Consider the following 24,597-nt stretch of genomic DNA (forward strand, 5'->3'; position numbering starts at 1 on the left):
TCAGAACACCAGGCGCAAAACGTAGACCAGCAGGAAAGTACCGCCGAACCACAGCCAGGCATGCCGGACACCTCCGCCGGCCAGCACCACGGCGCTGCCGAGCACGGGCAGAACCGGCCACAACCAGGGTCCGGCAGCGGCCAGCACGGTCCTCAGATGGGGCACCAGACCATGCAACAGCAGCCAACCGCCCGTCACCAAAGCGATACAGGTCGCCAGGGAGGCCAGGGCAAATGCCGCCATGCCCTGCAAATGCAGCCATTTCACCCGCGCATACTGCTCCTGCTCGATGGCCTCGCCGGCCAACTGCGGGAGGCGGTTGTTGGCACGCCGAGCCAACCGGTCGAAGGCTTCGCCGGCGCGTCCAAAAGGCAAAACCAGGAAAACGCAGATCACCGCTTCAAAGCCGGCCGGCAGCAGTCCAAGGGGGCTGGTAACGGCAAGCAGGGTGCTTGCGACCGCCAGCTGGGTATCATCCGGCGGCACTGCTGCGCCTACCGGCAGACGGCCGACCCACAAAAGCTCGATCAAGGCGCCGGCTTGCAGGCCGACCAAGGGCATCCCCAGCAGCCAACCGAGGAGCGGTGCCACGACAATCGGCCGCGCCAGCATCACCTGACAGAGGGCGGTTCGATCCAGACCGGCGAAGATCGAAGTCAAAGCCGCCCAGAGCAGCGCCGCGACAGTCATGTCAGCACCCGGAGGCCAGGGCAACGCGCCAATTGCGCTGTCGCTCGGAAGGGACACACTGGATATGAATTTTCACCCCTTGGGCTTCCAGGGCGTTCAGACTCTGAATATCCTCCTGATCGAAGGCGACGGAGCAACTGACACGCTTTTTCCCCTCGAGGCGCTGCAGATTGCCGAGATTCAGTTCGGCAAAGGGCACCCCGAGGTCGTGGGCCCGCAGAGCGTCGGCCGGGGAGTCGAACAGAACCAGGGTGCGCAGCGCCTGCCCGTCGGGGGAACAGAGAAATGCCGAGGCATACTCGATGGAGCCGATGACCACGCGGATACCCCGAGGTACGGCTGCCGCCATCAACAATCGGGACAGCTCCTCCTCGGCCACCCGGTTGTTGGCCACCACGATGCATTCGGTACGGGTGCTGGGCACCCAGGCCTCCAGGACCTGTCCGTGAATCAGTCGGTTATCGACCCTTGCCAGTACGATCGCCATAAATGCCTTCGCCTGCTTTCATCCGGAAACGGTAGGGGCCCATCCTGCGGGCCCATCACCGCATCCCGGCTGGAACCATCCGGAAACGGAGCGCCGCCGAGCCGGCGATCAGGAAAGTCTGGTCAGAATTTCACTGGCCAGCAGGATGCTCTGCTGGCCGTACTCCTTGGTCGTCACCGCCAGCTGCGCCAGGGATTGGGAACTGCGTTCACTGGCGGCTTTCAGCAGCATGGCCAGGTTGACGCCGGTCAGCACCTCGACACGCTGCGGCTCCAGGAAGGCGTAGCCGATATTGGACGGAGTACCGCCGAACATATCGGTGAGAATCAGGACGCCGTGGCCATCCTGGCCGGCCTCGGCCACGGCCTTGGCAAAACGGGCGCGCACCTCTTCCGGACTGTCCTCGCGACAAATACCGATGGTCGCCACCCGCGGCAGGGGGCCAATAATCATTTCGGCGGTACGAAGCAGTTCGCCGGCCAGATCGGCATGTGCGGCAACAACCAGACCTATCACCCTCGTTATCCCTTGGCCACATCCCGGTGGAGCACCTCCACCGACAGTTCATGGCTGCGAATCCTGCCCCGCAGATGCTCGGCTATCGCCACGCTGCGGTGCCGGCCGCCGGTACAGCCGATGGCGATGGTCAGATAGCTTTTCCCTTCCTGGCGGTAGTGGGGCAGGAGAAACTCCAGCAAGGGGAGAAATTTATCGAGAAAATCCCGGGTCGCCGCCTGTTCCAGGACAAAGTCCCGCACCGCCGGCGCCAACCCCGTGGAAGGACGCAATTCCGGGATGAAGTGCGGGTTGGGCAGAAAGCGGACATCCATGACCAGATCGGCTCCGGGCGGAATTCCGTACCGAAAACCGAAGGACTGCACCAGCACCGCCAGGGGATGCCCGCCCTCGTCGCCGTAGACCAACTGCAGGGTTTTGGCGCGCAACTGATGCGGCGTCATCCAGGAGGTATCGATAATGGCCGTCGCCATGGCCATCAGGCCGATGAGCAGTTCGCGTTCGCACAGAATGCTTTCCGCCACACCCTGCCGGGTCGGCAAGGGATGGCGACGGCGGGTTTCAGAGTAACGACGCAACAGGACATCGTCGTTGGCATCAAAGAAAAAAATGTCCACCTGATGGCCGGCCGCCTTGATACCACTCAGAACCTCCTGGCAATCCTGCAGATATTGCTGGTTGCGGACATCCACAACCACGGCCAGATTGGAGTTGCTCGTACCAAGGGGCGGATTCAGCTCCAGAAACGCGGGCAGCAACACCAACGGCAGATTATCGACCACAAAAAACCCTTCGTCTTCAAGGGCCCTGGCCGCTGTTGTCTTGCCTGAACCGGACAATCCGGTAATGATGACCAGTCTCGCCTGTTGCATGGTATTTTTCCCACCCCAAAAGACGCTTTTCGCTGCAACCCCTCACCCGCGGGCGAAAAACCGGGCAAAACTTTGCATCAGCCAGAAAAAAGCCTCGCCGGGCCAGGCAAAACCCGGCCTGGCAAGGCATGCTGCAGAGGCAGTCGAGCACAACCGTGCGTCGCTACCGGGTTGAACACAATTTCGCCGGCATGCTGCCGGAGGCAGTCCGGCCAGGCCTTGGTCCAAGCTCCCGACGTTCCGGAAAACCCGCCGCCGTCGGACACCGTAGCGGTGCTTCAGATATGTTCTTCCTCCTCGCTGATGATGCGGAAGATATCCTCTCCGGAATCCGCCGTCAGCAGTTTTTGCCTGACCGCGGCGCTTTTCAGAAGCTTGGAAATTCGCGCCAGAGTCTTGAGGTGCACTCCGACCGCCTCCTCCGGAGCCAGCAGAAGAAAAAACAGCTGCGCCGGTTTGCCATCCAGGGAATCGAAATCGACGCCCTTCGGGCTGCGGCCAAAGGACAACAGCAACTGGTCCAGCTTTTTCAACTTGCCGTGGGGAATGGCCACCCCGTCGCCGATGCCGGTACTGCCCAGGCGCTCCCGCTCCTGCAGGACCTGAACCACCATGCCCTGCTCCAGACTGTTTTCCCCTTTGATCGCGGCGGCGGCCAGTTCAGCCAGCACGGCATTTTTCTCCGTGGCTGACAGGTTGGCGACAATTGCAGAGGAATCAAGCAAATCAACAATCTTCATAAACCTATCGCTTGTCTCGGCCCGTTGACCTGCCGGGCGACACCAGGGTATCGCCCGGCAGCATGGCGGAATACTTTCGCAGTTGCCGGTTAACGGCGTTCCGGAACAATCAGGCCGTAATTGCCGTCTTTGCGCCGATAGACAACCTGGATCTCTTCACTGGACGAATCGGTGAAAACCAGAAAATTCTTGTTCAGCAAATCCATCTGCATGACCGCTTCTTCCACCGACATGGGCTTGACGGGGAAACTCTGGCTGCGAATGATGACCGGCTCGCTGGCTCCTTCATCGATGCTCTCCGCCGCCAGCACGGTCTTGGCCACCACGCGCGCACGACCGGTGTCGGGCTTATGGTTTTTAATCTTTTCCTTGTAACGTTTGAGCTGCCGCTCGATCTTGTCGACCACGGCATCGATGGCGGCGTACATGTCGTTGGTTTCTTCCGAGCCCTTGATGGTGATACCCTTGGCCACCAGGGTCACTTCGGCACTGTGACGGATCTTCTTTTCCACCGCCAACACCGCCTGGGCATCGATCGGCTCATCGATATACTTCTTGACCCGCCCGAGTTTCTCCTCAACATAGGCCCGAACCGGCTCGCTCGCTTCCATATGTCTGAACGTTACGGCAATTTGCATGAAATACCTCCTGGAATTTCTGGTGTAAATGGGCAGGACTCACCTGCGGAGGCGCTGGGCGCGCCCCGGCTCCCGACCCTGGATCAAAACAGCCTCTTGCGCTCCGTCGATGAGCGGATACCGAGCATTTCGCGGTATTTCGTCACGGTTCGACGGGCGATGTCAATCCCCTGCTGTTTGAGGATATTGACAATCTTCTGGTCGGAATAGGGTTTCTTGGCATTTTCCGCCGCGATAATTTCCTTGATTTTGCTCTTGACGCTTTCGGAAGCGATGGAATCGCCCACCGTGGTATTGATACCACTGTTGAAAAAGTATTTCAGTTCAAAAAGACCCCGCGGGGTTTGCACGTACTTGTTGGTCGTAACCCGGCTGACGGTCGATTCATGCATCTCAATATCCTCCGCCACATCGCGTAGAACAAGAGGTTTAAGATATTCGATGCCCTTTTCGAAAAAATCCCTCTGAAATTTGACAATGCTCTTGGTTACCCGATAAATGGTCCGCTGCCGCTGGTGGATGCTCTTGATGAGCCAGACCGCGCCGCGCATTTTTTCCTGAATGTATTCCCCGGCCTTTTCATCGACCTGGGTACTGCCGGACAGGGCATTGCGATAAAACGAGTTGATGCGCAGAGTGGGCAAGCCCTCGTCGTTCAATACCACCATATATTCGTCACCAACCTTGTAAACGAAGATATCTGGGGTAATGTACTGAACTTCTTCCTGCGAATAGGCCCGACCGGGACTGGGATCGAGACCGGAGATGATGCGCCCGGCACCCAGCACTTCATCCAGGGACACGTTGAGGGCTTTGGCAATGGCGGGATAGCGGCGATTTTCCAGATCGGCGATATGGTCGCGGAGCACCACACCCACCAGGGACTCGCCCATGCCCAACTGCTCGACCTGGCGCAGCAGACACTCCTGCAGGTTCCGGGACGCCACCCCGGCCGGATCGAACTCCTGAACCACAGCCAGAGCCCGTTCGACGACCTCCGGCGAAATCCCCGCCGCCTGGCCGATCTCTTCCAGAGATGCAATCAGGTAGCCGCCTTCATCCAGGTTGCCGATGATTTCCGCAGCGGCGACTCGTTCTTCAGGGCCGATGCGGGTAAGGTTGAGCTGCCACATCAGATGATCGGACAGCGAGGGCTTCTTGGTCAGCAGATTCTCGAAACTGGGGCGCTCCTCATCCGCTTCGTAGATATCGGCCGTGGTGCTGCCGGAATGGTAGCCGTCCAGATAAGCCTGCCAGTCCAGCTGGCTGAGTTCCTCGCTGTCGCCCTTGAACTCCTGTACCTCTTCGGTGGGTGCCGGAGCCTCCATGGCTTCGGCACGCTCATTGGGGTCATCCTTTTCGTCGAGAGAGTCAAGCCCTTCTTCCAGAACCGGATTTTCTTCCAGTTCCTGGCGCACGACGGCTTCCAGTTCCATGCGGGAAAGCTGTAGCAGCTTGATAGCCTGTTGCAGCTGGGGCGTCATGACCAGCTGTTGGCTGAGTTTCATTTGTTGACGAATTTCTAAAGCCATGATACTCCACTGAAGAACCGCTGGCCGATGACCATCGGTTTGTCGGAAAGGTCCCCCGCAATCCCTTGGGGTAGCCTGCCGGTAAGCAACCTCATGTTGAAATTCTACCCCAACGGCCCGCCAAAGGACAGCCGTCCAAACTCAGGCAGGCCCGCTTTTCTCGCGCTGCCGACCAGGTAGGCGACCGCTGCCCCCGGCCACCGAACCTGAACTCAAAGCCGGAACTTCTCCCCCAGATAAATGCTTCGAACCTGCGGACAGGCCGCGATCTGGGCCGGCTTGCCGAAAGACAGAATCGCTCCTTCACTGAGAATATAGGCCTCGTCGCAGACCCCGAGGGTCTCCCGCACATTGTGATCGGAGATCAGCACGCCGATACCTTGGGAACGCAACCGCCCGATAATGTTCTGGATATCGTTGACGGCCAGCGGATCGATGCCGGCAAAGGGTTCGTCCAACAGTATGAAATCCGGCTCTATAACCAGTGCCCGGGCAATCTCCAGGCGGCGCCGCTCGCCGCCCGACAGGGCATAGCCGGGGGTTTTGGCGACGTGTCGCAAGCCGAATTCCTCCACCAGAGCATCGGCCTTTTCACACTGCTCATCGCGACGATCAACAACGGTTTCAAGAATGGCCAGAAGGTTCTCCTGCACCGTCAGTTTCCGAAAGACCGATGCCTCCTGGGGCAGATAGGAAATGCCGGCCCGGGCCCGTCGATACATGGGCAGGTTGGTCAAGTCCCTGTCATCCAGGAGAACCCGGCCCATATCGGGCCGAATCAAGCCGACCACCATATAAAAGGAGGTGGTTTTGCCGGCGCCGTTGGGACCGAGGAGGCCCACCACCTGTCCCGATTGCAGTTCGAGATCAACCCCCCGTACCACCTGACGGCCGCGGTAGGTCTTCCACAGGTTGCGGGCGACCAGCTTACGTCCCACTAGGGCTGCTCCTGGGAGTGGAAAATGGCCTTGACGCGGCTGCCGGAATCGCCTTTGACGATGCTGCGTTCGCTATCCAGAAAGAACGTAATCTCTTGACCGGCGATGGAATTGGCCCCCTGTTGAACCCGCGGCGATCCGGTCAGGACCACCTGCGCCTTGGCCACATCATAGACCGCCCGACCGCCGGTGGCAATCCTGTCGCCCTTAACGATTCGCACCTGGCGCAGTGCTTCCACGGTGGAGATGCGCCCCCCCTGCGACTCATAGTGAACCACCAGTTCCTCGGCATGAATGGTCATCTCGCCCTGGCGGGCAATGACCTGGCCGATGAACTTGACCCGGCGCAGGTTGCCGTCGGCCTCCATGCGACTGGAAGTGATCTCGATGGGTGCGGAACCCACGACCTTGCCGGCCGGTTGGGCCCAGGCCCCCGTCGGGCTCCCGGCGAACAGACACAGCGCGGCAAGCAGCAGAGCAAATCGTAACTGTTTCATAGCGTTACCCGTCCTGACGACTGGTGATGGTGGCCTTCACCGCGGACTGCAGTTGCAGGGTCCGGCTTTGAACGGAAAAAACCAGGCCGCGGCCGGTCATTTCCACCCCTCGGCCCACCATGCGAACCGGATGTTCGCTGGTAATCTGACCACGTTCCTCGCTGTACTGCAGTTGGTCGGTAAACAGGGAATATTCCCCCCCTGCCTTGATGACGACATTGCCGCTGGCGGACACCTCCCCGGAAGCCGTCGCCCAGGAACCTTGGTCCGCGGTCAGCACCACCTGTTCTTCGCCCTGGCGGTCAAAAAAAACCATGTGCACATTCTTGATGGTACTGGCCTGGCGCGTGGAATCGAATTCCGCGGAATCGGCCTTCAATGACCAGTGGCGGCGACCATCTCGGGTCTCGGTATAATTGATGGTTTTCAGCGCCAGATCAACATCCGGGGGCAGGGTATCTCCCGATTTTTTAGACACGGGTTCCCGCTGTCGTCCCAAGATGGGCACCAGCAGCCCCGTGACCAGCAGCAGCATGGCAATTAGCAATAAATTTCGGGCAGTTAACTTCGGCAACATAGTAGCGGGAGTATATCACCATCGTGGCAAGGAGTAAAGGCGTTACACAGACAGTTGGCATGGCTTTTGATTCAGGACTGCCGCCATTCCAATCCGTAGCGCGCCGTGACCGCCGGCCAGCGACCACTGCCCTTGAGAATGTGATCGCAGATTTCCCGAACCGCGCCGCGACCGCCGCGCCGCCGGGCCACATAATGCACCGCCGCCTTGACTTCATCCACCGCATCCGCCACGGCGGCGGAAAACCCTACCCGACGAAGAATAGGCAGGTCGATGAGATCGTCGCCGACATAGGCCACCTGCTCATCCGTCAACCCCTGTTCAGCCAGAATCGCCTCATAGGGCACGCGTTTGTCCAGCGCTCCCTGGTAAACCATGCCGATACCCAGTTCCTGGGCGCGATGGGCGACAATCGGCGAACGGCGCCCGGTAATGATGCCGACCTGGAGACCGGCCCGCATCAACAGCTTGATGCCGTGACCGTCTTTGACATCAAAGCTTTTGGTTTCGCGTCCCTGGTCATCATAGGTGATGCGACCGTCGGTCAAAACCCCGTCCACGTCCAACAGCAGCAGACATACCTTTTCCAGGACCACCGACATCAGACCACTCCCGCCTTGAGCAGATCATGCAGATGAATGATGCCCACCGGCACATCCCGGTCCTCGGCATCGAATACGAACAACGAGGTAATGGCGTGCTCCTCCATGACCTGCACCGCCTCGGCGGCCAGAGCCGAGCGCAGAATGCGCTTGGGGCAGCGGGTCATGATCTCGCCGATGGGACGGGCCAGGGCGTCGAAACCCTTTTCGATGGTACGCCGCAGATCACCATCGGTAAAGACACCAACCAGTTCACCCCGGTCGTTACCGACCCCGGTAATGCCGAGTTTCTTGCTGGTAATCTCGAACAGCGCCTCCTTGAGGGGCGTGCCCAGATGGGCCATGGGCACCTCCTCGCCGCAATGCATGAGGTCTTCGACACGCAGCAGCAGGCGCTTGCCGAGGGCGCCTCCGGGATGAAACAGGGCGAAATCCTCCTCGCGGAAGCCCCGCTCCAGCAGCAGGGCCACCGCCAGGGCATCGCCCATGGCGAGAGTCGCCGTGGTGCTGGCGGTGGGTGCCAGCCCCAGGGGACAGGCCTCCTCGGTCACGCCGATATCCAGCAACACGTCGGCCGACCGGGCCAGGGCGCTGTGCGGCTTGCCGGTCATGGCGATCAACGGCAGGCCCATGCGCTTGATCACCGGCAGGATGCGGATGATTTCCTCGGTTTCTCCGGAGTTGGAAACGGCGATGAGCACATCGCCCTTCATCAACATGCCGAGATCGCCGTGGATGCCTTCGGCAGGATGAAGAAAGAAGGCCGGGGTCCCGGTTGAAGCCATGGTCGCCGCGATTTTCTGGCAGATCAGACCGCTTTTGCCCATGCCGCTGACCACCACCCGGCCCTGGCAGGCCAGAATCTTGGTGACCGCCTGGCAGAAATTTTCGTCGATGCGCTCCGCCATGGCCTGCAGGGCAGCCGCTTCGATGCGCAGCACCTGCTTGGCATTTTCAATCATTTTCAACACACTTTTGCCCTTCTCTTGACCAGGGCATCGATGGCCCGGATCTCCTCCAGCATGGCCGGCAACTCGGACAACGGCAGGGAATTGGGCCCATCGCAGCGGGCCTGGTCCGGACAGGGATGCACTTCCCAGAACAGGCCGTCGATACCCGTTGCCACCGCCGCCCGGGACAGGGCGGCCACATACTGCCGCTGACCGCCGGAGGAATCTCCGGCGCCGCCCGGCAGTTGCACGGCATGGGTGGCATCGAAGATCACCGGACAGCCCAACTCGCGCATGATCACCGGTGCGCGCATGTCGACCACCAGATTGTTGTAGCCGAAGGTGGTGCCGCGTTCCGTCAACAGCACCTCCCGATTGCCCGTAGTCGCAATCTTGTTGACCGCATGGGCCATGTCCCAGGGTGCCAGAAACTGGCCTTTCTTGACATTGACCACGCGACCGCTCCGGCCGGCCGCCACCAGCAGATCCGTCTGGCGGCACAGAAATGCGGGAATCTGAAGGATATCGACAATCTCGGCAGCGGGATCGACCTGGGAGGTTTCGTGGATATCGGTCAGCAGCGGCAGACCGAACTCGGCCTTGACGCGGCCGAGAATCCGCAAACCCTCCTGCAGGCCGGGACCCCGATAGGCCTCCACGGAAGTTCGATTGGCCTTGTCGAAGGAGGCTTTGAAGACCACTCCGACGCCCGTCGCCTGGCCCAACTCCCGCAACCGACGGGCGATGGCCAGGGTCGAGGCTTCGTCCTCCATGACACAGGGACCGGCAATCAGCGCCAGGGGCCGTCCCCCGCCGAAAACCACCTCGCCGACATGTACCTCACGGAGCATGTCAGGCCTCCGCGCGATTTTTCAGACAGGCCCCGACAAAGGATTCGAACAAAGGATGGGGCTCCATGGGCCGGGAGCGGAATTCGGGATGGAACTGGCAGCCGAGGAACCAGGGATGGTCCGCAAGTTCGACCACTTCCACCAGGTCCGCATCCTGATAGACGCCGGAAACCACCAGGCCGCCCTGCTCCAGGACCTGACGATAGGCGTTGTTGAACTCGTAGCGATGCCGGTGGCGTTCGCCGATGAACTGCTGGCCGTAGATGCGCCGGGCCAGGGTCCCCTCGAGGAGGGCGCAGGGATAGGCGCCAAGCCGCATGGTGCCCCCCTTGCGGGTCACCTTGCGTTGGTGCTCCATGATGTGGATCACCGGATTGGCGGCATTTTCCTTGAATTCAGCGGAAAAGGCATCCTCGATGCCGCAGACGTTGCGGGCGTATTCGACCACCGCCATCTGCATGCCGAGACAGATGCCGAAAAACGGAATCCCTTTTTCGCGGGCATATCGGATGGCCGCAATCTTGCCTTCGCTGCCCCGCTGGCCGAACCCGCCCGGCACCAGAATGCCGTCGACCTGGTCAAAGTCGTCGCCGATGCCATGCCGTTCCAGGGCCTCGGAATCGACATAGATCAGATTGACCCGACAGTCATTGCCGATACCGCCATGGATCAGGGCCTCCGACAGGGACTTGTAGCTTTCCGTCAGTTCCACATACTTGCCGACGATGGCAATGGTGGTTTCCGAGGCCGGTTCCTTGAAGCGCTTGACGATGCGCTCCCAGGCCGACAGGTCCGGAGTCTTGGTCCAGATATTGAGATAATCGATAATCCGTTCGTCCAGGCCCTGCTCGTGGAAAGCGATGGGCACTTCGTAGATGCAGGGCACGTCGCGGGCGGTGATGACGGCCTCTTCGCCGACATTGCAGAACAGGGCGATTTTGGCCTTCATGTCGCGGGGAATCTCGCGGTCGCAGCGGCACAGCAGAATATCCGGCTGAATGCCGATTTCCCGCAGTTCCTTGACACTATGCTGGGTCGGTTTGGTTTTCAGTTCCCCGGCGGTGGGGATATAGGGCACCAGGGTCAGATGGATATAGAGGACGTTCTCGGCCCCGCGGTCGACCCGAAACTGGCGGATGGCCTCCAGAAAGGGCAGGGATTCGATATCCCCGACGGTGCCGCCGACCTCGACGATGGCGATGTCGACCCCCTTGGAGTTGTCCAGGATCTTGCCCTTGATCTCGTTGGTGATGTGGGGAATGACCTGCACCGTACCGCCCAGATAGTCCCCGCGCCGTTCCTTGCGGATGACCGAATCGTAAACCTGCCCGGTGGTGAAGTTGGACTTCTGGCTGAGCTTGGCCGATGTGTAGCGCTCATAATGGCCCAGGTCGAGGTCCGTTTCCGCGCCGTCGTCGGTCACGAACACCTCACCATGCTGAAAGGGACTCATGGTGCCGGGATCGACATTGATGTAGGGGTCCATCTTCTGCATGGAGACCCGCAATCCGCGCGCCTCCATGAGGGCGCCGATGGATGCCGCCGCCAGACCTTTGCCGAGGGACGATACCACTCCGCCGGTGATGAACAGAAACTTGGTTTTCATAATAGGTCCTCCAGCGGCGCGGTGATTCCGAGCCACATAAAGAAAAGCGAAAATCAAAAGCGGAATTCTACACGCAAAAAGAGGCGATTTAAAGCTCAAAATCCATGGCCGGCCTGATTCATTCGACAGCGGCGGCCAGCAGTGCCCGGACCCGTTCCAGGTCCTCCGCCGTATCGACCCCCAGGCTGCGCAACCCGGTGGGAACCACCCGGATTCGATGGCCGTGCTCCAAGGCCCGCAATTGTTCCAGCTGTTCCAGCCGTTCCAGGTCCGTGGTCGGCAGTTCGGCAAAGCGCAGCAAAAAATCGCGGCGATAGACATACAACCCGACATGGCGGAACATCCCCAGCTCCGACGGGGTGACCCCGGCCGGCAAATGCTGCCGGTCGCGGGGCCAGGGGATGGGCGCCCGGGAAAAATAGAGGGCAAACCCTTCCCGGTCGGTGACCACCTTGACGACATTGACGTCCTCGAATTCCGCCCAGGTTTCCAGCGGTGCCTTGAGGGTCGCCATGGCGATGGCCGGGTCTTCCAGCATGGGCGTCACGGCGGCGTCGATCATGCGCGGATCGATAAGGGGCTCATCCCCCTGGACATTGACCACGATGGGGCAGTCCAGGCCCCGGGCCACCTCGGCCAGCCGATCGGTCCCGGTGGCATGATCGGGTCGAGTCAGGCAAACTTCACCGCCGAAATCCCTGACGGCCCGGGCGATGCGCTCATCATCGGTGGCGACAATCACCCGCTGGATGCAGGCGGCCAGGGCGGTGCGTTCATACACCCTCTGAATCATGGGCTTGCCGAGAATATCGAGCAGCGGTTTGCCCGGCAGACGGGTGGAAGCGAATCGGGCCGGAATGATGGCGGTAACGTGCATGGCAAAAGGATCCTCTGCAAGCCGATGTAATCCTACGGACAGGCTGCCGAGACGGTTTATTCCGGCTTCGGGCCCAGCCTCCGCGACTTATCGGCCGGGGTTTATCAGACCGGACGACATGGCTCACCATGGACGGTTGCAGCCGCGGCATGGAAAAACAATCCGGCTAGGGTAGAAAAACCCCAACAGCTTGTCAAGGTTGACGGGAGAAACATTGCTGACAGAAAGGCGACTGCCGCGGGCCGGGCTAAAGCGAAAGAGCCCCCATGCTAGCGGCCGGCTTCCGGCAGGGTTGCCATGGGGGCTTGCGACCACGACGGCGGCACCGACAGGCGCTTGCCGTCAAAGTACAACAGGCCGGGCAGTTCCAGGCTCTTCGGGCCATCCGCCAGGTAGAAATTGTAATAGCCCTTTTGTGGCAGGGGCGGCAGGGGCAATCTCAGCCGATGCTGACCTTCCCCACGGGCGGCCTGCAGAGGTACAGGCATGGGCGCAGTCATGATGCCGGAGGTTCCGCCACTGAAAAACAATCGATCGCCCCGCACCACCAGACCGTTACTCTTGGTAGCGGCGCCCAACGCGCCGACCAGCCGCAACTGGGACAGATCGCCGCAATCCACCATCTGCAGACCGTTTTCCGTGTCGACGACGAAAGCCTTTGCATCGCGAATCAGGACATCGGTAACATTGCCCAGCATGCTCAAAGCGCCGACCAGTTGCGGCTTGACGGGATCCTGCAGGGAAAACACCTGAAATCCGCCCCGCCCGCTGGCCACGAACAGCCGACCGTCCGCCGCGGCCAGCGCCATGGGAGCCACAAAGGGCGCCAGGTAGTCGGGAAATTCGACCATGCCGACGGGTTGGGGCCGATCCGGCTTGCGCACATCGACAATGGCCACGCCCCCCCGACCGCAGGCCAGGTAGGCGAACCCGTCCACCACCACCAGGTCAATGGCACTGGCGGCGGTGGCCAGCGCCCCCAACAGTCGGGCCGGGCGCTGTGCCGTGGCCGGCTCGATGATTTGCAAGCCGCCCTGAAGCGCCGCCACATATATCAACCGGCCGTCCCATACCAGACTGCGCGCATCGCCGATGAGGGGAACCTGGCCGGCCGGGGATGGCAGGCCCGCTCCATCCAGGGCAAAAACCTGCACTCCGCCCGGCCCGTCCGCCAGGTACAGATAGCCCTCCGTCATCACCAGATCCCACGCTCTCCCCGGCGTCGGCAAGGCCGCCACCCGCCGCAGACCAGCGCCGTTGCGGTGGCTGACGACCTGTAGTCCACCGGGGCCGGCCGCCACATAGATCATCCGGTCGGTCACCGCGAGCCCCTGAGAATAGCCGGGAATGGCCATCCATTCCGGCCGGACCAGGGCCTGGGGCCGGGAAATATCCATGACCTTCAGCCCGGTACCGCCATCGGCGACGTAGGCCTTGCCGTCGGCGACGGCCACCTGCCAGGACCTGCCCCGGGTATCGATGGTGCCCAGCCACTGGGGATTCGTGGTATCCCGCAGGTCGAAAACCTGCAATCCGCAGATTTCCGCCGCCACCAACAACAGATTCTTTTCCATGGCCAAGAAACGGGCCCGACCGGGCGTCGGCAGCGTCCGGATGATGCGGGGTCGGGAGGGTTCGCCGATGTCCACTACCTGGACCCCCCCGGCACCGCCGGCCACATAGGCCAAAGAACCGTGCAGCAGCACGTGGGTGGCGGTACCCTGCGTTCGGATCTTGGCCAGCAGTACGGGCCGGTCCGGCCGGCGAACATCAAGGATCAGCAGGCCCTGCTTCTCGTCGGCCAGGTAGGCCAGACCGTTGGCAACACGCACCGCCTTGATCACGCCGCCGCCGGCATAGGTTCCTACCACTCTGGGTGCGGCATTACGCCAGGCAATGATCTGCATGCCGCCCTGACCAGCGGCGACATAAGCCAGATCGCCCGCCACGGCCACGTCGTAGGCAGGACCGGCCGTGGCGACATGGGTGTGCAAACGGGGATTGGCCGGATCGTCGACGGCGATGATTTGCAGCCCCTGAAGATCATCCGCCACCAGCACCTGCTGGTCGGCTACGGCCAGGCTCCAGGCGCGGCCGGGCGTGACGGCGGTCCCGAGCAGAAGCGGACGTCGGGGTTCGCGAATATCGACCACCTGCATGCCCCGACCGGAGTTGGCGAGAAAAGCCAGGTGGCCCTGCACCGCCACCCCATTGACATTTCCCCAGCCGGGTAAATAACCCAACACGGCCCAACGGTTGCCCAGATCCAAATTGATATGGGCCTGAGCCGAAGTGGAAAAACCCTGCCCGTCCAACTGCAAAACAGCCCTGCGTTCATCCCGGGCCAGGCTGGCTTGGGCCACGACGAATCCCGTCGCCGCCGGCGGCTCGGCTACCATGCTGCGCAGCAAAAATGCCAGCAGCACCAGGTAGGCGGCCAGGCACACGCCGATGAGGATGTGCAGCCGATTGACTTTCCGCCTCATAAGGTCTCCACTCGATCCTGGCCGCCCCAGGCCACCGGATGCCCATCCCCAACCTGCAGCCAGCGATCGACCAGGGCGTGCAGTTGCTGATGCCGAAAGGGCTTTTGCAGATGATCATCCATGCCGGCGTCGCGGCAGGAAGCCAGAATTTCCGGCAGGGAATGGGCCGTTAAGGCAATGATGGGTACCTTGAAGCCGGCTTTTCGAATCGCCGCAGCCGCTTGAAAACCATCCATGATCGGCATCAGGCAGTCCATGAGCACCAGATCGAAGGCCTCCTGGTGTATCCGATCCAAGGCCTCTTGGCCGTTGTCGACCACGACCACTTCGCAGTCGCGACCGGCCAGGCTGAGTTGAATGAGCCGTTGAGTGGTCGGTGCATCCTCGGCCAGGAGAACCTTTTTTTTCCCTTCGGAGGGCAATCCGGACCGGTCCCGGAGCATAGCCGCCGGCAGCCGGTCGAAACCACCGTTGGTTTTCTCCAGCAGGTCCGCAAGGGCCTCCACCAATGACTTGGAGCATAGGGGTTTGAACAGAATCGCATCCCTGACACGGCGCCCTTCATCCAGCGGCCAATGGTTGCGGCGAGCCAGCCAAAGAACCCGGCTCGGCAACAGTTCGGCGGTTGCGGCCGGGAGTACGCCGCCGCAGTCGGCTGCAACCAGCTCTGCGTCCGCCACCAGAACCTCGAAAAGCTGCCCGGTTTGCTGCGCCCGTCGTAAAGCCGAAGCCATGGCGGCCCCATCCGCCGCGGCCTCGACCATCAGGCCCAGGTCGGTGAGCTGTTCCCGCAACATGTGCCGGACCGTCTCATTGGCGGCAGTCACCAGAATGCGCCGGCCGGGCGACACGCCGGCCATCGTTACCGGCCAGCGCCGCTCACTGCGACTGTTCAGGGGCAACCGGCAGCGAAACAGGCTGCCCTGCCCCGGTCCGCTTTCGAGATGAATGCTCCCATCCATCATGCTCACCAGTTGGCGGACGATGGCCAGCCCCAGCCCGGTACCGCCGAACAGTCGCGTGGTGGAGTCGTCGGCCTGGCTGAAGGAATCGAAAATGCGCTCCTGCACTTCCGGACTGATGCCGATGCCCGTATCCCGCACCTCCAGCAGCAGCACTGCCGGGACGCCTTCCTGCTGTTCGCAACTCGCCCTCAGGAGCACCTCGCCACGCGCGGTAAATTTGATGGCGTTGCCCAGCAGGTTGAAAATAATCTGACGAATGCGCCCGGGGTCGCCCTGCAGATCCAAAGGAGTTCCCGGCAGAATGCTGCAGATCAGTTCCAGTCCCTTGTCCACGGCGATGGGCCCCAACAGGCGGACCGGCTCTTCCAGTACATCGACCAACTCGTAAGGCACGTCTTCCAGTTGCAGGCGCCCGGCCTCGATTTTGGAAAAATCGAGGATGTCGTTGAGGATGGTCAGCAGCGACTCGCTGGAGCCGTACAGCATATCGATCAGGTCCCGCTGCTCGCGGTCCAGGGATGATTTCTGCAGCAGTTCAGCGGTCCCCATGATGCCGATCATGGGGGTGCGGATTTCATGGCTCATGTTGGCAAGAAAGCGGGATTTGGCCTGGCTGGCAAGCTCCGCCCGGCTGCGGGCCTCCGCCAACTGCCGAATGGTGGCCTGAAGTTGTTCGTTGGTGGCGACCAGTTCCCGGGTCCGCCGCATGACCTGCTCTTCCAGATGAAAACGGTACCGCTCGAGCTGCCGGTCGCGACTTGCCAACTGGTCCAGCATGTGGTTGAAACCGTCGATCAGGGTTCCGACTTCATCGTGGGTGTCTTTGACGGCGCGCACGGAAAAATCTTCATTTTCCGAGACCTGTCGCATTTTGCGGGCCAGGGCCAGAATCGGGCGGGAAATCTGGTGCTGCAGATGGCGCGCCAGCAGATAGCCGAGCAGCCAGGAGAGAACCAGCACCCCCAGGGCGCTGGCGGCAAAAAACCGCAGCCACTGATAAAAAGCCCCCAGGTCGAACTGCAGGTAGACCATGCCGGTCTGCTTGCCGCCGACCTTGGTCGGCACGACGACGCTCAACTGGTTGGGGCGCAACAGATGCAGGCGCTGGCCTTCGGTCATGCCCCGGGCCAGTTGGCGGTATTGTTCCACTCCGACCTGCATGCGCCATTGGCCGCTGGCGGCCTGCCCGGCCGAGGGGCGGACATACTGGGCGAAAAGCCGGTTGTTGCGGTCAAAAAGAAATGCGAACTGGACATGGGGCTCGGAGATCAGAGAACTCAGGGTCTGCTCGGCCAGGCTCCGATCCCGCAAACTGAGGGCTACGGCACAGTTGGCCGCGACGATGTCGGCCAGGGAATAGCTCTGACTGACCATGTTGCGTCGGAAGGAATGGATCTGGGTGACGACAAAGGCCGCGGCCGACAACAGCAGAACCACGGCACAGGTCAGCATGATGATGCCGGTCAGTCTGGTTTTGAGAGTCGCCGCTGCAAACCCGGACATCGCGAGAATCTCCGGCCGCGGACAGGGTGTTGTCGGTCCGGGCATCCGGTTGAACACAGAAAGGAAGCGACCGCGGAGTTCCCGACCTGACTGTCCGGATGAGGGTCCAGAAAAATTCCCGGTGCAGGCCCTGGCTGGCCGTTGTCAAAACAGCAGGGGTCAGATTAGCAGAGAACGCCAAACAGGGAAAGTTCTTTTCAAACCCGCTTCGCAGGCGGCATGTCGTCACCCGGCAAGACCCGGAAAACCGGCGACCCGCCAAAGCATCAAGCGGAATTCAGGCGGATGAAGATCTCCCGCGCCAGCAGTTCGTCGACGGCAAATTCGGAATTGCCGACCTGAAAAATGAAGGACGGAAAACGGCGGGAGAGACGCATCCGGCTGCCGGGAAGCACCCCGAGGGACATGAGTTTTTGCATTTTCTTCGCATCCCGGGTAGCCAAATAGGCGATTTCCCCCTCCTGGCCCGGCTTCAACTCGGTGAGGGGCACCACCCCCACCTCCCCCGCTCGGCGGGCCTGACGACAGCACTCGCCCGGCGGAATCGGGCGTCCGTGGGGACAGGTGGCCGGATGATTGAGCAGGGTGCAGATTTTGGTATCGACCCCCTCGTTGAGCAGATGCTCGAATTCGCAGGCCTTGGCATTGGCATCGTCGCCCTGCAGGTTGAGAATGTCCATCATCAACCGCTCGGCCAGGCGATGGCGTCGCACGATCTTCTGTCCGGCCTCCTGGCCGGCCGGGCGCAGGTACAGACGCGCCCCTTTGATTTCCACCAGGGCCTGCTCCTCCAGTTCCCGCAGGCCGGGATCATCGGCGGTCAACCGCAGGCTGTCCAGGGAGGCGGAATTGTCGCCGTCCTCGACAATGGCGATCCAGAGAGTTTCGAGAATGTCCTCGGCTTTATTCGATGGGGTCATCTTGCTTCTCCTTGGTGACGGCCTTTTTGCGCCGCCGGCGAAACCAACCGGCCACGACCGGATTGGCGTAACCGCAATGGGGGCAATGGATTTTGCGGCAGCCACCGAGACAGCCGCCACAGGGTTGCTGGCGGGGATCCGGTTCATCCGGCAAAGGCCGGCCGCAATAACCGCATTTCACGGCAGCCAGCCGGTTTGCAGCAACACCCGGTTGAGAACCCAGCCCACAATGAAAGCCAGGGCGGTCACCAAGGCGAAAATGCCGAGGGATACTTTCCAGCCACGCTCCTTTTTCATCATCAGAAACTGGGCCACGCAAGGCACGAACAGGGTCATGGTCACGGCGGCCACGGTCAACTGCCGCGGCGACAGCAAACCCGAGGTCTGCAGATCATAGAGTCCGGCGGCACCGAAATCGCGTCGGAAAAAACCGAAAATGAACGCCGCCGCCACCTCCTCCGGCAATCCCAGGGCGCGGACAAAAGGATCCATTACCCGCACCAGCCCTTGCAGGGCACCGGTCATCTTGCCGGCCCAGAGCATCACCGAAGCCAGAATGAAAAGGGGAAAAATCTCCAGAAAATACCATTGCATGCGGCTGTAGGTCTTGACCAGCACGTTGCGCACCTGGGGCAGGCGCAGGGGCGGCAACTCCATGTAGAACATGGGCTGGTCGCCGACCACCACGCGGGCGGCCAGCAGGCCCACGGCCAGAAAGACCAGAACGATGCAGGCGGTCCAGACCGCCAAGGCGCCGGGCACCCCGGAGAGCAGGCCGAGGATCACCCCCAACTGGGCGCTGCAGGGCACCGCCAAGGCCAGCAGCAGGGTGACGATGATACGCTCCCGCACCGTTTCCAGGGTACGGGTCACCATGGTCGCCATGGTGTCGCAGCCGAAGCCCAGTACCATGGGAATCACCGCCCGGCCGTTGAGACCGATGCGCTTGAAAATCCGATCGACCAGCATGGCCAGGCGGGGGAAATAGCCCACGTCCTCCATGATGGAAAAAAACAGAAAGAAGGTGCCGACGATGGGCAGCACCAGGGCCACGGCATAGCGCACTCCGAGGGTGAAGACGCCGTACTCCCCGACCAGCAGTTCCTTCAGCCAGATCCACGGCAACCAGGATTCGGCCTGCCGGATCAGCCAGGGATTGACGTAGCCCTCGAACAATTCCCCCTCGACAAAATCCACAATGGTGCCGGCTCCGAACTGACCGACGAACTGATACAGGCCGAAATACAGTACCGCCACCAGCAGGGGGAAACCGGTCCAGGGATTGATGGTCCAGGCGGCCAACCGCTCGCCGAGGGAAGCTTTCCGGTCCGGATCCTGCCGCACCACCTCGGACAGCAGGCCATGACAGACCCGTTTACGCTCAAGGCTGATGCGCAGATGCAGGTCATGGCGACGTTCAAAAATGATATCGCTGACCACCTGTTCGACGAGGGGAAACCGCTCCTGTTCCTGTCCACGAACCAGTTCCCGGACCTCTTCGTCACGCTGCAACAGGAGCAGCGACACGGCCCGGGGATGCAGCGTATAGGTGCCTTTCAGGCAGCGGGCAACGGCCTCGATATCGCCTTCCAACTCGAAACCGTAGCCGAACACCGCCTGGCCGCCGGGGCGGTTGCCGGCAATCGCCCGGCGCAGTTCGGCCAACCCGCGCTTGCGGCCGATGGCGGCACCGATGACCGGAATGCCGAGTTTTTCACCAAGCAGTGGAATATCGATATGAATGCCGAGCCGTTCGGCTTCATCCATGATGTTGACCACCAACACCACCGGTAGCCCGGCTTCTACCAGTTGCAGGGTCATGGGCAGCATGCGTTCGAGGTTGCGGGCGTCCACCACGTGCACCACCGTATCGGCATGCTCCTGCAGCAGAATCTCCCGGGCGACCCGCTCCTCCTCGGTGATGGGCAGCAGGGAATACATGCCCGGCGTATCCAAAACCTGATAGCGCCGGCCATCGATTTCGCATTGCCCCCGCGCCACCGCCACGGAGGTGCCCGGATAGTTGGACACCACCGTGTAGGTGCCGGTCAAGGCATTGAACAGAACGCTTTTGCCAACATTCGGATTGCCGACCAGGACGATTTTTCGCCCGGGATCTTTTACCTTCGCTTGAGGACCCGCCATATCCATAAATCCAGTCAGACCGTGATGAAATCTGCAAATCTACCCATTGGCGGCGGACCATCCCGGCAACCGCCGCAACGCCGTCCGATCAATCCGCCGCGGCAGAACACCTTTCGCAGCGACCGAAAATTTCCAGCCGATGGTCCTCCATGGTGAAATTGTGTTCCCGGGCCACCTGTTCCTGCAGCTTTTCGATGCGTTCATCCTTGAATTCAAGGATGGCACCGCACCTGGTGCAGACCAGGTGATCATGATGGATGTCGGCATCCCGTGCTTCGTAAAGAGTCTGGCCGGCGCGAAAATCCCGCTCCTCGGCCAGCCCGCATTCAGCAAACAGTTTGAGAGTCCGATAGACCGTCGCATAGCCGATATGGGGATATTTGCGGCGCACCCGCATGAACAGTTCTTCGGTGGACAGATGGGCCCCTGACTTCAGAAACTCGTCCAGGATGGCCTCCCTCTGACGGGTCAGCTTGAGCCCCTTCTGGGCGATATAATTGCGGAAGAATTCCCGTTTTTCAGTCATACGACCTCCTCTGAAATTGATAGTCAACTTAACAGAAGAACCGAACCCCTGTCAATCCTGCAAAACCGGGGAGCGCGTCATCAGGACCACGGCAGTATCCGATAGAGGAAGCCGGTCAATTGATTGTAGCGGTCGAAGAACAACAGCATCCCGACCCCCATGAGCAGCAGGCCGGTGACCATTTCCACCAAGCGGATATAGCTTCGAAAGCGCTTGAAAAATCCTAAAAATCCGTGAAACAGCAGGCCGGAGAGCAAAAACGGCAGGCCCAGGCCGGCAGAATAGGCCGCCAACAGCAACACGGCGCGACCGGTGCTGTCGGCGGAGGTGGCGGCAAAGGTCAGGATGGCCGCCAGTATGGGTCCGATGCAGGGGGTCCAGCCGGCCGCGAAGGCGAGCCCGACCAGAAAGGTGCCCAGGTAGCCGGCCGGCTTGTGGTGCAGACGAATCCGTTTGTCGCCGAGCAGAAATCCGAAATGGATCAGCCCGGTAAGATGAACACCGAACAGAAACACCAGGATTCCGCCCAGTCGCTGCACCCAGACCAGCCCTTCGCGCAGCACGGTCACCATGCCGGCCAAGGCGCCAAGGGAGATGAAGACCGTGGAAAAGCCGACGACAAACAGCAGACAATGGGAAAACACCGTCCAGCGCAGCCGCCAGCCGGGATGGGCCTGCTGCAGCTGGGCAAAACTGAGACCGGTGATATAGGTCACGAAGGACGGAATCAGGGGCAGGACGCAGGGCGAGACAAAGGAGACCAGACCGGCGCTGAACGCCAGCCACAGGGTCAACTGAGCGCCATCAGTCATGGTGCGGCCTCCCCATCAGGTCTTCGAGAGCCTGCCGGGCGGGACCGGACTCCCAGTTCTGCAAACCGAGAAAGTGCCCGGCCAGGCGTCCCTGACGGTCGAGGAGAAAGGTGATGGGATACTGAAAGACATTGAAGCGGCTCTGGGCCACTCCCTGACCGTCCAGCAGCACCGGAAACCGATAGCCTTCGCGGCGCATCAATTCGGCAACCTGGTCGGACGGATCGCCGGCGTTGATCGCCAGGATCGCCACCTCCGCCGGCGGCAGGCCTTCGTAAAGGCGTTGCAATTCGGGCAATTCCAGCCGGCAGGCCGGGCACCAGATGGCCCAGAAGGACAGCAACACCACCCGGCCCCGCAGCTCCTGCAACTGCACGGCGTGGCCGGCCAGGTCCCGAAGAACGAAATCGGGCGCGGCCTGGCCCACCGCCAACCCGGTGGTGGGCGGCGGCGAAGGCCGGCGGCCGCCGGAGCGTAACAGCCAGCCGCCCGCCAGCATCAACAGCAACAGACCGAGAACCAGCAGAAGCTTTTTGTTCAGCATGCGTTTCTCCTTCTCGGCACCGGCTGTGCCATGACACGGAAGCTGGCCTTTCTTCTACTATTTTGCGGCAGTCAAAGTCAAGGCCGGCCGGCGGCACCGGTACCGGCAGCGGCCTCGCGGGCCACCCGGAACTCGGCGCTGAACCGCGCCACCAGCTCACCCCCGGCATCCAGCAACTCGGCGCCGGCAAAAAAGGAGCGGCCCTCGACCCGCTCTACAGCGGCCACGGCGGTGACGCCCCCCTCGCGCACCGGCGCCAGAAAACGCATGCTCAGTTCCCGGGTGCCGAACCGGGTGCCGTCCGGCAGCCGGGTTTTCACCGCCAGGGCTACGGCGGTGTCGGCCAGGGCGGTCAGGGCGCCGCCATGCAGCACTCCGCCGCCCTGGGACAACTGCACCGTAAAAGGCATGCTGAGCACCGCCCGGCCATCGCCCAACTCCTCGATGCGCATCCCCAACAGCACCTCGAAGGGCGCCGTGTCGAGCCAGCCGTCCATGCGGAACTGCTCTGCAGCGGCCCGCCGCGGGCTGTCCCCGGGTACCAGTAAGGTTGACATGCTTTTCCTCCCGTCAAAAATAGGTTTCGGAATCAATCATTGCCGACCAGCAGCCCTTCAGGTATGCTCCCGATACCCTGATGGAGAGCGACCATGCCACACTTTTTCGCCACCCTGGAAATCGTCCTGCCGGTGTTTGTCCTGATCCTGCTCGGCAGCCTGCTGCACCACCTGAAACTGGTCGACGATAATTTTTCCCGCCAAGCCAACCGTTTAGTCTACTTCGTTTTTTTGCCGGCCCTGCTGTTTTTTAAAACGGCCACCGCCGAGTTCGGCACCAGCTTCAACGCCCCCCTGACCCTGGGTGCCTCCGCGGCCCTGGTGCTGGGCGGCGCCCTGGCCTACGGATGGGGGGTATTAGCCGGATTTCCGCCGGCCGACCGGGGCACTTTCAGCCAGGGGGCCTTTCGCGGCAACCTGGCCTACGTCGGCCTGCCCATCGTCTTCGGCGCCTACGGAGAAGGCGGGCTGGCCATGGCCAGCATGCTGCTGAGCTGCCTGGTACCCCTCATCAACCTGCTGGCCATCCTGGTACTGTGGCTGCCCCACCGTCGGAAACAGCGCACCGGCGGGGTTCCCTGGCGGGAGCAACTGCTGCTCAACCCCCTGGTGCTGGCTGCGGCGGCCGGACTGCTCTGGAGTTGGCTGGCCTGGCCCTTGCCGGACCTGGCCGGGCGGATACTGCAGCCCCTGTCCAACATCGCACTGCCCCTGGCCCTGCTCGCCATCGGCGCCGGCTTTTCCCTGCGTCAGTTGCAGGGCGACTTGCGTCGAGCGGGGAGTGCGGCGGCGTTGAAACTGGCCTTACAGCCGTTTCTGAATTTTCTGATCCTGATGGCCATGGGCTTCGGCGGCCGGGAACTCGGCATCGCCCTGCTGCTGGCCGCGACCCCGACGGCGGCGGCCAGCTACATCATGGCTTACGAACTGGACGGCAACCCCGGCCTGGCGGCCTCCATCATCGTGCTCTCCACCCTGCTGGCGGCGCCGGTCTATACCGGTCTGCTGCTACTGTTGAAATTGACCGGGCTGTAAGGACTGTCGCCAGACGCCAAACCCGCCGGGTGATGACGAGCAGATGCCGGCACCATGGCATTGCACGGACGCCCCCGGCAAGCCGGGGCTCAAGTTGATGGATGGTTGGCAAAAATCTGCAAATAGAAACCTTCCCCCACGTCCAAGGTCGTCAGGCCCGCCAGTGCCAAGGCCTGCTGCAGTTCTTCAGGGGAGAAGCGCAATTCCAGGGGTGGGCCGAAGGGCGTGTCCCGCTTGACGATTTCGACAATGGCCAACTTGCCGTCAGGCGCAAGCAGGCGCTGGAGCTCCGCCTTGAAACCTTCCAATTGTTCCGTTGAAAACCCATGCACCACGTTCGAGACATAGATCAGATCGAAGGTCGCTGCCGGCAGTACCGTAGGCGCCGTGATGTCCCCCACCACGGTCACGATGTTGGTGCCGGCGGTTTGTTCGCTCAGAGCGGCAATGGCGACCTCATCAGGGTCGAGGGCGAAGACTTTTCCCTCCTGGCCGACTCGCGCGGCAAATTCCTTGGCCATGTAGCCGTTCCCGCATCCGGCGTCAAGTACCGTCTGACCCGGCATGAGCCCAAGGGCCTGAAGAATGCGTGCCTTGTCCAAACGGCTTTCCGAGGACTTGCCGCGGTGGTGGTGTTCCTGCGCGCCATGCCGCTCATGGTTCGCCAGTTCTGTAACACTCGCCCTGCCTGATTTTTGAATCATCCTGGTTGTCCTCCCTGCCGTTGGCAA

26 protein-coding genes are annotated in these 24,597 nt (G+C 61.6%); 1 reads left to right on the top strand and 25 read right to left on the bottom strand.

All coding sequences use genetic code 11. The annotated features are described in order from the left end of the window. The 24 genes from JQN68_RS10065 to JQN68_RS10180 all read right to left on the bottom strand — a co-directional run bounded on the left by JQN68_RS10065 (window position 1) and on the right by JQN68_RS10180 (window position 22,831). Entirely contained in the window at window positions 1-690 is a 690-nt protein-coding gene (locus JQN68_RS10065) for a PTS sugar transporter subunit IIC (RefSeq protein WP_225072205.1), read from the bottom strand. 1 nt (window position 691) lies between these two features. Then, window positions 692-1,177, bottom strand: a complete 486-nt coding sequence (locus JQN68_RS10070; protein ID WP_225072204.1) for a PTS sugar transporter subunit IIB — start codon at window positions 1,175-1,177, stop codon at window positions 692-694. A gap of 108 nt (window positions 1,178-1,285) precedes the next feature. Then, the gene (locus tag JQN68_RS10075) at window positions 1,286-1,693 is read right to left on the bottom strand and encodes a PTS sugar transporter subunit IIA (RefSeq protein ID WP_225072203.1); all 408 of its coding nucleotides are present in this window, start codon (window positions 1,691-1,693) and stop codon (window positions 1,286-1,288) included. Between the two features lie 5 nt (window positions 1,694-1,698). Further along, a complete protein-coding gene (gene rapZ / locus JQN68_RS10080; RefSeq protein WP_225072202.1) occupies window positions 1,699-2,565 on the bottom strand; it encodes an RNase adapter RapZ in 867 nt (288 codons plus the stop codon). 278 nt (window positions 2,566-2,843) lie between these two features. After that, on the bottom strand, window positions 2,844-3,305 hold the full coding sequence (locus tag JQN68_RS10085; protein WP_225072201.1) for a PTS sugar transporter subunit IIA: 462 nt from the start codon (window positions 3,303-3,305) through the stop codon (window positions 2,844-2,846). Between the two features lie 89 nt (window positions 3,306-3,394). After that, a complete protein-coding gene (gene hpf / locus JQN68_RS10090) occupies window positions 3,395-3,943 on the bottom strand; it encodes a ribosome hibernation-promoting factor, HPF/YfiA family (protein ID WP_225072200.1) in 549 nt (182 codons plus the stop codon). Between the two features lie 83 nt (window positions 3,944-4,026). Further along, window positions 4,027-5,475, bottom strand: a complete 1,449-nt coding sequence (gene rpoN, locus JQN68_RS10095) for an RNA polymerase factor sigma-54 (RefSeq protein WP_225072199.1) — start codon at window positions 5,473-5,475, stop codon at window positions 4,027-4,029. A gap of 212 nt (window positions 5,476-5,687) precedes the next feature. Then, complete coding sequence (gene lptB, locus JQN68_RS10100; protein WP_225072198.1) at window positions 5,688-6,413, bottom strand: LPS export ABC transporter ATP-binding protein; 726 nt, start codon at window positions 6,411-6,413, stop codon at window positions 5,688-5,690. Further along, window positions 6,413-6,910 carry a lipopolysaccharide transport periplasmic protein LptA gene (lptA, locus tag JQN68_RS10105; RefSeq protein WP_225072197.1) on the bottom strand — a complete coding sequence of 166 codons (498 nt, stop codon included), beginning with the start codon at window positions 6,908-6,910 and terminating at the stop codon, window positions 6,413-6,415. The genes lptB and lptA overlap by 1 nt, the downstream gene beginning before the upstream one ends. A 4-nt stretch (window positions 6,911-6,914) precedes the next feature. Further along, window positions 6,915-7,457: an LPS export ABC transporter periplasmic protein LptC gene (gene lptC, locus JQN68_RS10110; protein ID WP_249621164.1), complete on the bottom strand. Its 543-nt coding sequence runs from the start codon at window positions 7,455-7,457 to the stop codon at window positions 6,915-6,917. A 101-nt stretch (window positions 7,458-7,558) separates the two neighbouring features. Then, entirely contained in the window at window positions 7,559-8,089 is a 531-nt protein-coding gene (locus JQN68_RS10115) for a KdsC family phosphatase (RefSeq protein ID WP_225072196.1), read from the bottom strand. Then, a complete protein-coding gene (locus JQN68_RS10120) occupies window positions 8,089-9,051 on the bottom strand; it encodes a KpsF/GutQ family sugar-phosphate isomerase (RefSeq protein ID WP_225072261.1) in 963 nt (320 codons plus the stop codon). The genes JQN68_RS10115 and JQN68_RS10120 overlap by 1 nt, the downstream gene beginning before the upstream one ends. Before the next feature lie 2 nt (window positions 9,052-9,053). Beyond that, a complete protein-coding gene (gene kdsA / locus JQN68_RS10125) occupies window positions 9,054-9,890 on the bottom strand; it encodes a 3-deoxy-8-phosphooctulonate synthase (protein ID WP_225072195.1) in 837 nt (278 codons plus the stop codon). Between the two features lies 1 nt (window position 9,891). Continuing rightward, window positions 9,892-11,496, bottom strand: coding sequence for a CTP synthase (gene pyrG, locus JQN68_RS10130; protein WP_225072194.1), 1,605 nt, complete (start codon window positions 11,494-11,496; stop codon window positions 9,892-9,894). Between the two features lie 118 nt (window positions 11,497-11,614). Beyond that, the gene (gene kdsB / locus JQN68_RS10135) at window positions 11,615-12,373 is read right to left on the bottom strand and encodes a 3-deoxy-manno-octulosonate cytidylyltransferase (protein WP_249621165.1); all 759 of its coding nucleotides are present in this window, start codon (window positions 12,371-12,373) and stop codon (window positions 11,615-11,617) included. 269 nt (window positions 12,374-12,642) lie between these two features. Beyond that, complete coding sequence (locus JQN68_RS10140) at window positions 12,643-14,859, bottom strand: LVIVD repeat-containing protein (RefSeq protein WP_225072192.1); 2,217 nt, start codon at window positions 14,857-14,859, stop codon at window positions 12,643-12,645. Then, complete coding sequence (locus JQN68_RS10145) at window positions 14,856-17,327, bottom strand: ATP-binding protein (RefSeq protein WP_225072191.1); 2,472 nt, start codon at window positions 17,325-17,327, stop codon at window positions 14,856-14,858. Before JQN68_RS10145 ends, JQN68_RS10140 begins: the two co-directional genes overlap by 4 nt. A gap of 266 nt (window positions 17,328-17,593) precedes the next feature. Continuing rightward, entirely contained in the window at window positions 17,594-18,247 is a 654-nt protein-coding gene (locus tag JQN68_RS10150) for a metal-dependent transcriptional regulator (RefSeq protein ID WP_225072190.1), read from the bottom strand. After that, window positions 18,231-18,428, bottom strand: coding sequence for a hypothetical protein (locus tag JQN68_RS10155; protein WP_225072189.1), 198 nt, complete (start codon window positions 18,426-18,428; stop codon window positions 18,231-18,233). The genes JQN68_RS10150 and JQN68_RS10155 overlap by 17 nt, the downstream gene beginning before the upstream one ends. After that, window positions 18,425-20,392 carry a ferrous iron transport protein B gene (feoB, locus tag JQN68_RS10160; RefSeq protein WP_225072188.1) on the bottom strand — a complete coding sequence of 656 codons (1,968 nt, stop codon included), beginning with the start codon at window positions 20,390-20,392 and terminating at the stop codon, window positions 18,425-18,427. Before feoB ends, JQN68_RS10155 begins: the two co-directional genes overlap by 4 nt. Before the next feature lie 88 nt (window positions 20,393-20,480). Then, window positions 20,481-20,918 (bottom strand): Fur family transcriptional regulator, encoded by a 438-nt coding sequence (locus JQN68_RS10165; RefSeq protein WP_225072187.1) that lies wholly within the window; start codon window positions 20,916-20,918, stop codon window positions 20,481-20,483. A gap of 80 nt (window positions 20,919-20,998) precedes the next feature. Beyond that, window positions 20,999-21,730: a cytochrome c biogenesis CcdA family protein gene (locus tag JQN68_RS10170; RefSeq protein WP_225072186.1), complete on the bottom strand. Its 732-nt coding sequence runs from the start codon at window positions 21,728-21,730 to the stop codon at window positions 20,999-21,001. Next, entirely contained in the window at window positions 21,723-22,274 is a 552-nt protein-coding gene (locus tag JQN68_RS10175) for a TlpA family protein disulfide reductase (RefSeq protein WP_225072185.1), read from the bottom strand. Before JQN68_RS10175 ends, JQN68_RS10170 begins: the two co-directional genes overlap by 8 nt. A gap of 77 nt (window positions 22,275-22,351) precedes the next feature. Then, window positions 22,352-22,831: a PaaI family thioesterase gene (locus JQN68_RS10180; protein WP_225072184.1), complete on the bottom strand. Its 480-nt coding sequence runs from the start codon at window positions 22,829-22,831 to the stop codon at window positions 22,352-22,354. Between the two features lie 93 nt (window positions 22,832-22,924). Between JQN68_RS10180 and JQN68_RS10185 the strand changes: the two genes are divergently transcribed. Next, window positions 22,925-23,866, top strand: a complete 942-nt coding sequence (locus JQN68_RS10185; protein ID WP_225072183.1) for an AEC family transporter — start codon at window positions 22,925-22,927, stop codon at window positions 23,864-23,866. A gap of 89 nt (window positions 23,867-23,955) precedes the next feature. Here JQN68_RS10185 and JQN68_RS10190 read toward each other — a convergent pair whose 3' ends face one another. Then, complete coding sequence (locus tag JQN68_RS10190; protein WP_225072182.1) at window positions 23,956-24,570, bottom strand: class I SAM-dependent methyltransferase; 615 nt, start codon at window positions 24,568-24,570, stop codon at window positions 23,956-23,958. Window positions 24,571-24,597: the final 27 nt, after the last annotated feature.

The sequence above is a fragment of the Desulfuromonas sp. CSMB_57 genome, assembly GCF_020194955.2.
Classification (GTDB): domain Bacteria; phylum Desulfobacterota; class Desulfuromonadia; order Desulfuromonadales; family Syntrophotaleaceae; genus JAFCIY02.

What these genes read in the sequence shown, in the direction of transcription:
- feoB (WP_225072188.1), bottom strand. Translation starts at nt 20,392, where the DNA reads ATGGCGGGTCCTCAAGCGAAGGTAAAAGATCCCGGGCGAAAAATCGTC.
- JQN68_RS10070 (WP_225072204.1), bottom strand. Translation starts at nt 1,177, where the DNA reads ATGGCGATCGTACTGGCAAGGGTCGATAACCGACTGATTCACGGACAG.
- JQN68_RS10065 (WP_225072205.1), bottom strand. Translation starts at nt 690, where the DNA reads ATGACTGTCGCGGCGCTGCTCTGGGCGGCTTTGACTTCGATCTTCGCC.
- JQN68_RS10145 (WP_225072191.1), bottom strand. Translation starts at nt 17,327, where the DNA reads ATGTCCGGGTTTGCAGCGGCGACTCTCAAAACCAGACTGACCGGCATC.
- kdsA (WP_225072195.1), bottom strand. Translation starts at nt 9,890, where the DNA reads ATGCTCCGTGAGGTACATGTCGGCGAGGTGGTTTTCGGCGGGGGACGG.
- JQN68_RS10120 (WP_225072261.1), bottom strand. Translation starts at nt 9,051, where the DNA reads ATGATTGAAAATGCCAAGCAGGTGCTGCGCATCGAAGCGGCTGCCCTG.
- JQN68_RS10190 (WP_225072182.1), bottom strand. Translation starts at nt 24,570, where the DNA reads ATGATTCAAAAATCAGGCAGGGCGAGTGTTACAGAACTGGCGAACCAT.
- pyrG (WP_225072194.1), bottom strand. Translation starts at nt 11,496, where the DNA reads ATGAAAACCAAGTTTCTGTTCATCACCGGCGGAGTGGTATCGTCCCTC.
- JQN68_RS10180 (WP_225072184.1), bottom strand. Translation starts at nt 22,831, where the DNA reads ATGTCAACCTTACTGGTACCCGGGGACAGCCCGCGGCGGGCCGCTGCA.
- JQN68_RS10150 (WP_225072190.1), bottom strand. Translation starts at nt 18,247, where the DNA reads ATGACCCCATCGAATAAAGCCGAGGACATTCTCGAAACTCTCTGGATC.
- JQN68_RS10185 (WP_225072183.1), top strand. Translation starts at nt 22,925, where the DNA reads ATGCCACACTTTTTCGCCACCCTGGAAATCGTCCTGCCGGTGTTTGTC.
- rpoN (WP_225072199.1), bottom strand. Translation starts at nt 5,475, where the DNA reads ATGGCTTTAGAAATTCGTCAACAAATGAAACTCAGCCAACAGCTGGTC.
- JQN68_RS10175 (WP_225072185.1), bottom strand. Translation starts at nt 22,274, where the DNA reads ATGCTGAACAAAAAGCTTCTGCTGGTTCTCGGTCTGTTGCTGTTGATG.
- hpf (WP_225072200.1), bottom strand. Translation starts at nt 3,943, where the DNA reads ATGCAAATTGCCGTAACGTTCAGACATATGGAAGCGAGCGAGCCGGTT.
- kdsB (WP_249621165.1), bottom strand. Translation starts at nt 12,373, where the DNA reads ATGCACGTTACCGCCATCATTCCGGCCCGATTCGCTTCCACCCGTCTG.
- JQN68_RS10165 (WP_225072187.1), bottom strand. Translation starts at nt 20,918, where the DNA reads ATGACTGAAAAACGGGAATTCTTCCGCAATTATATCGCCCAGAAGGGG.
- rapZ (WP_225072202.1), bottom strand. Translation starts at nt 2,565, where the DNA reads ATGCAACAGGCGAGACTGGTCATCATTACCGGATTGTCCGGTTCAGGC.
- JQN68_RS10085 (WP_225072201.1), bottom strand. Translation starts at nt 3,305, where the DNA reads ATGAAGATTGTTGATTTGCTTGATTCCTCTGCAATTGTCGCCAACCTG.
- lptA (WP_225072197.1), bottom strand. Translation starts at nt 6,910, where the DNA reads ATGAAACAGTTACGATTTGCTCTGCTGCTTGCCGCGCTGTGTCTGTTC.
- JQN68_RS10170 (WP_225072186.1), bottom strand. Translation starts at nt 21,730, where the DNA reads ATGACTGATGGCGCTCAGTTGACCCTGTGGCTGGCGTTCAGCGCCGGT.
- JQN68_RS10115 (WP_225072196.1), bottom strand. Translation starts at nt 8,089, where the DNA reads ATGTCGGTGGTCCTGGAAAAGGTATGTCTGCTGCTGTTGGACGTGGAC.
- JQN68_RS10140 (WP_225072192.1), bottom strand. Translation starts at nt 14,859, where the DNA reads ATGAGGCGGAAAGTCAATCGGCTGCACATCCTCATCGGCGTGTGCCTG.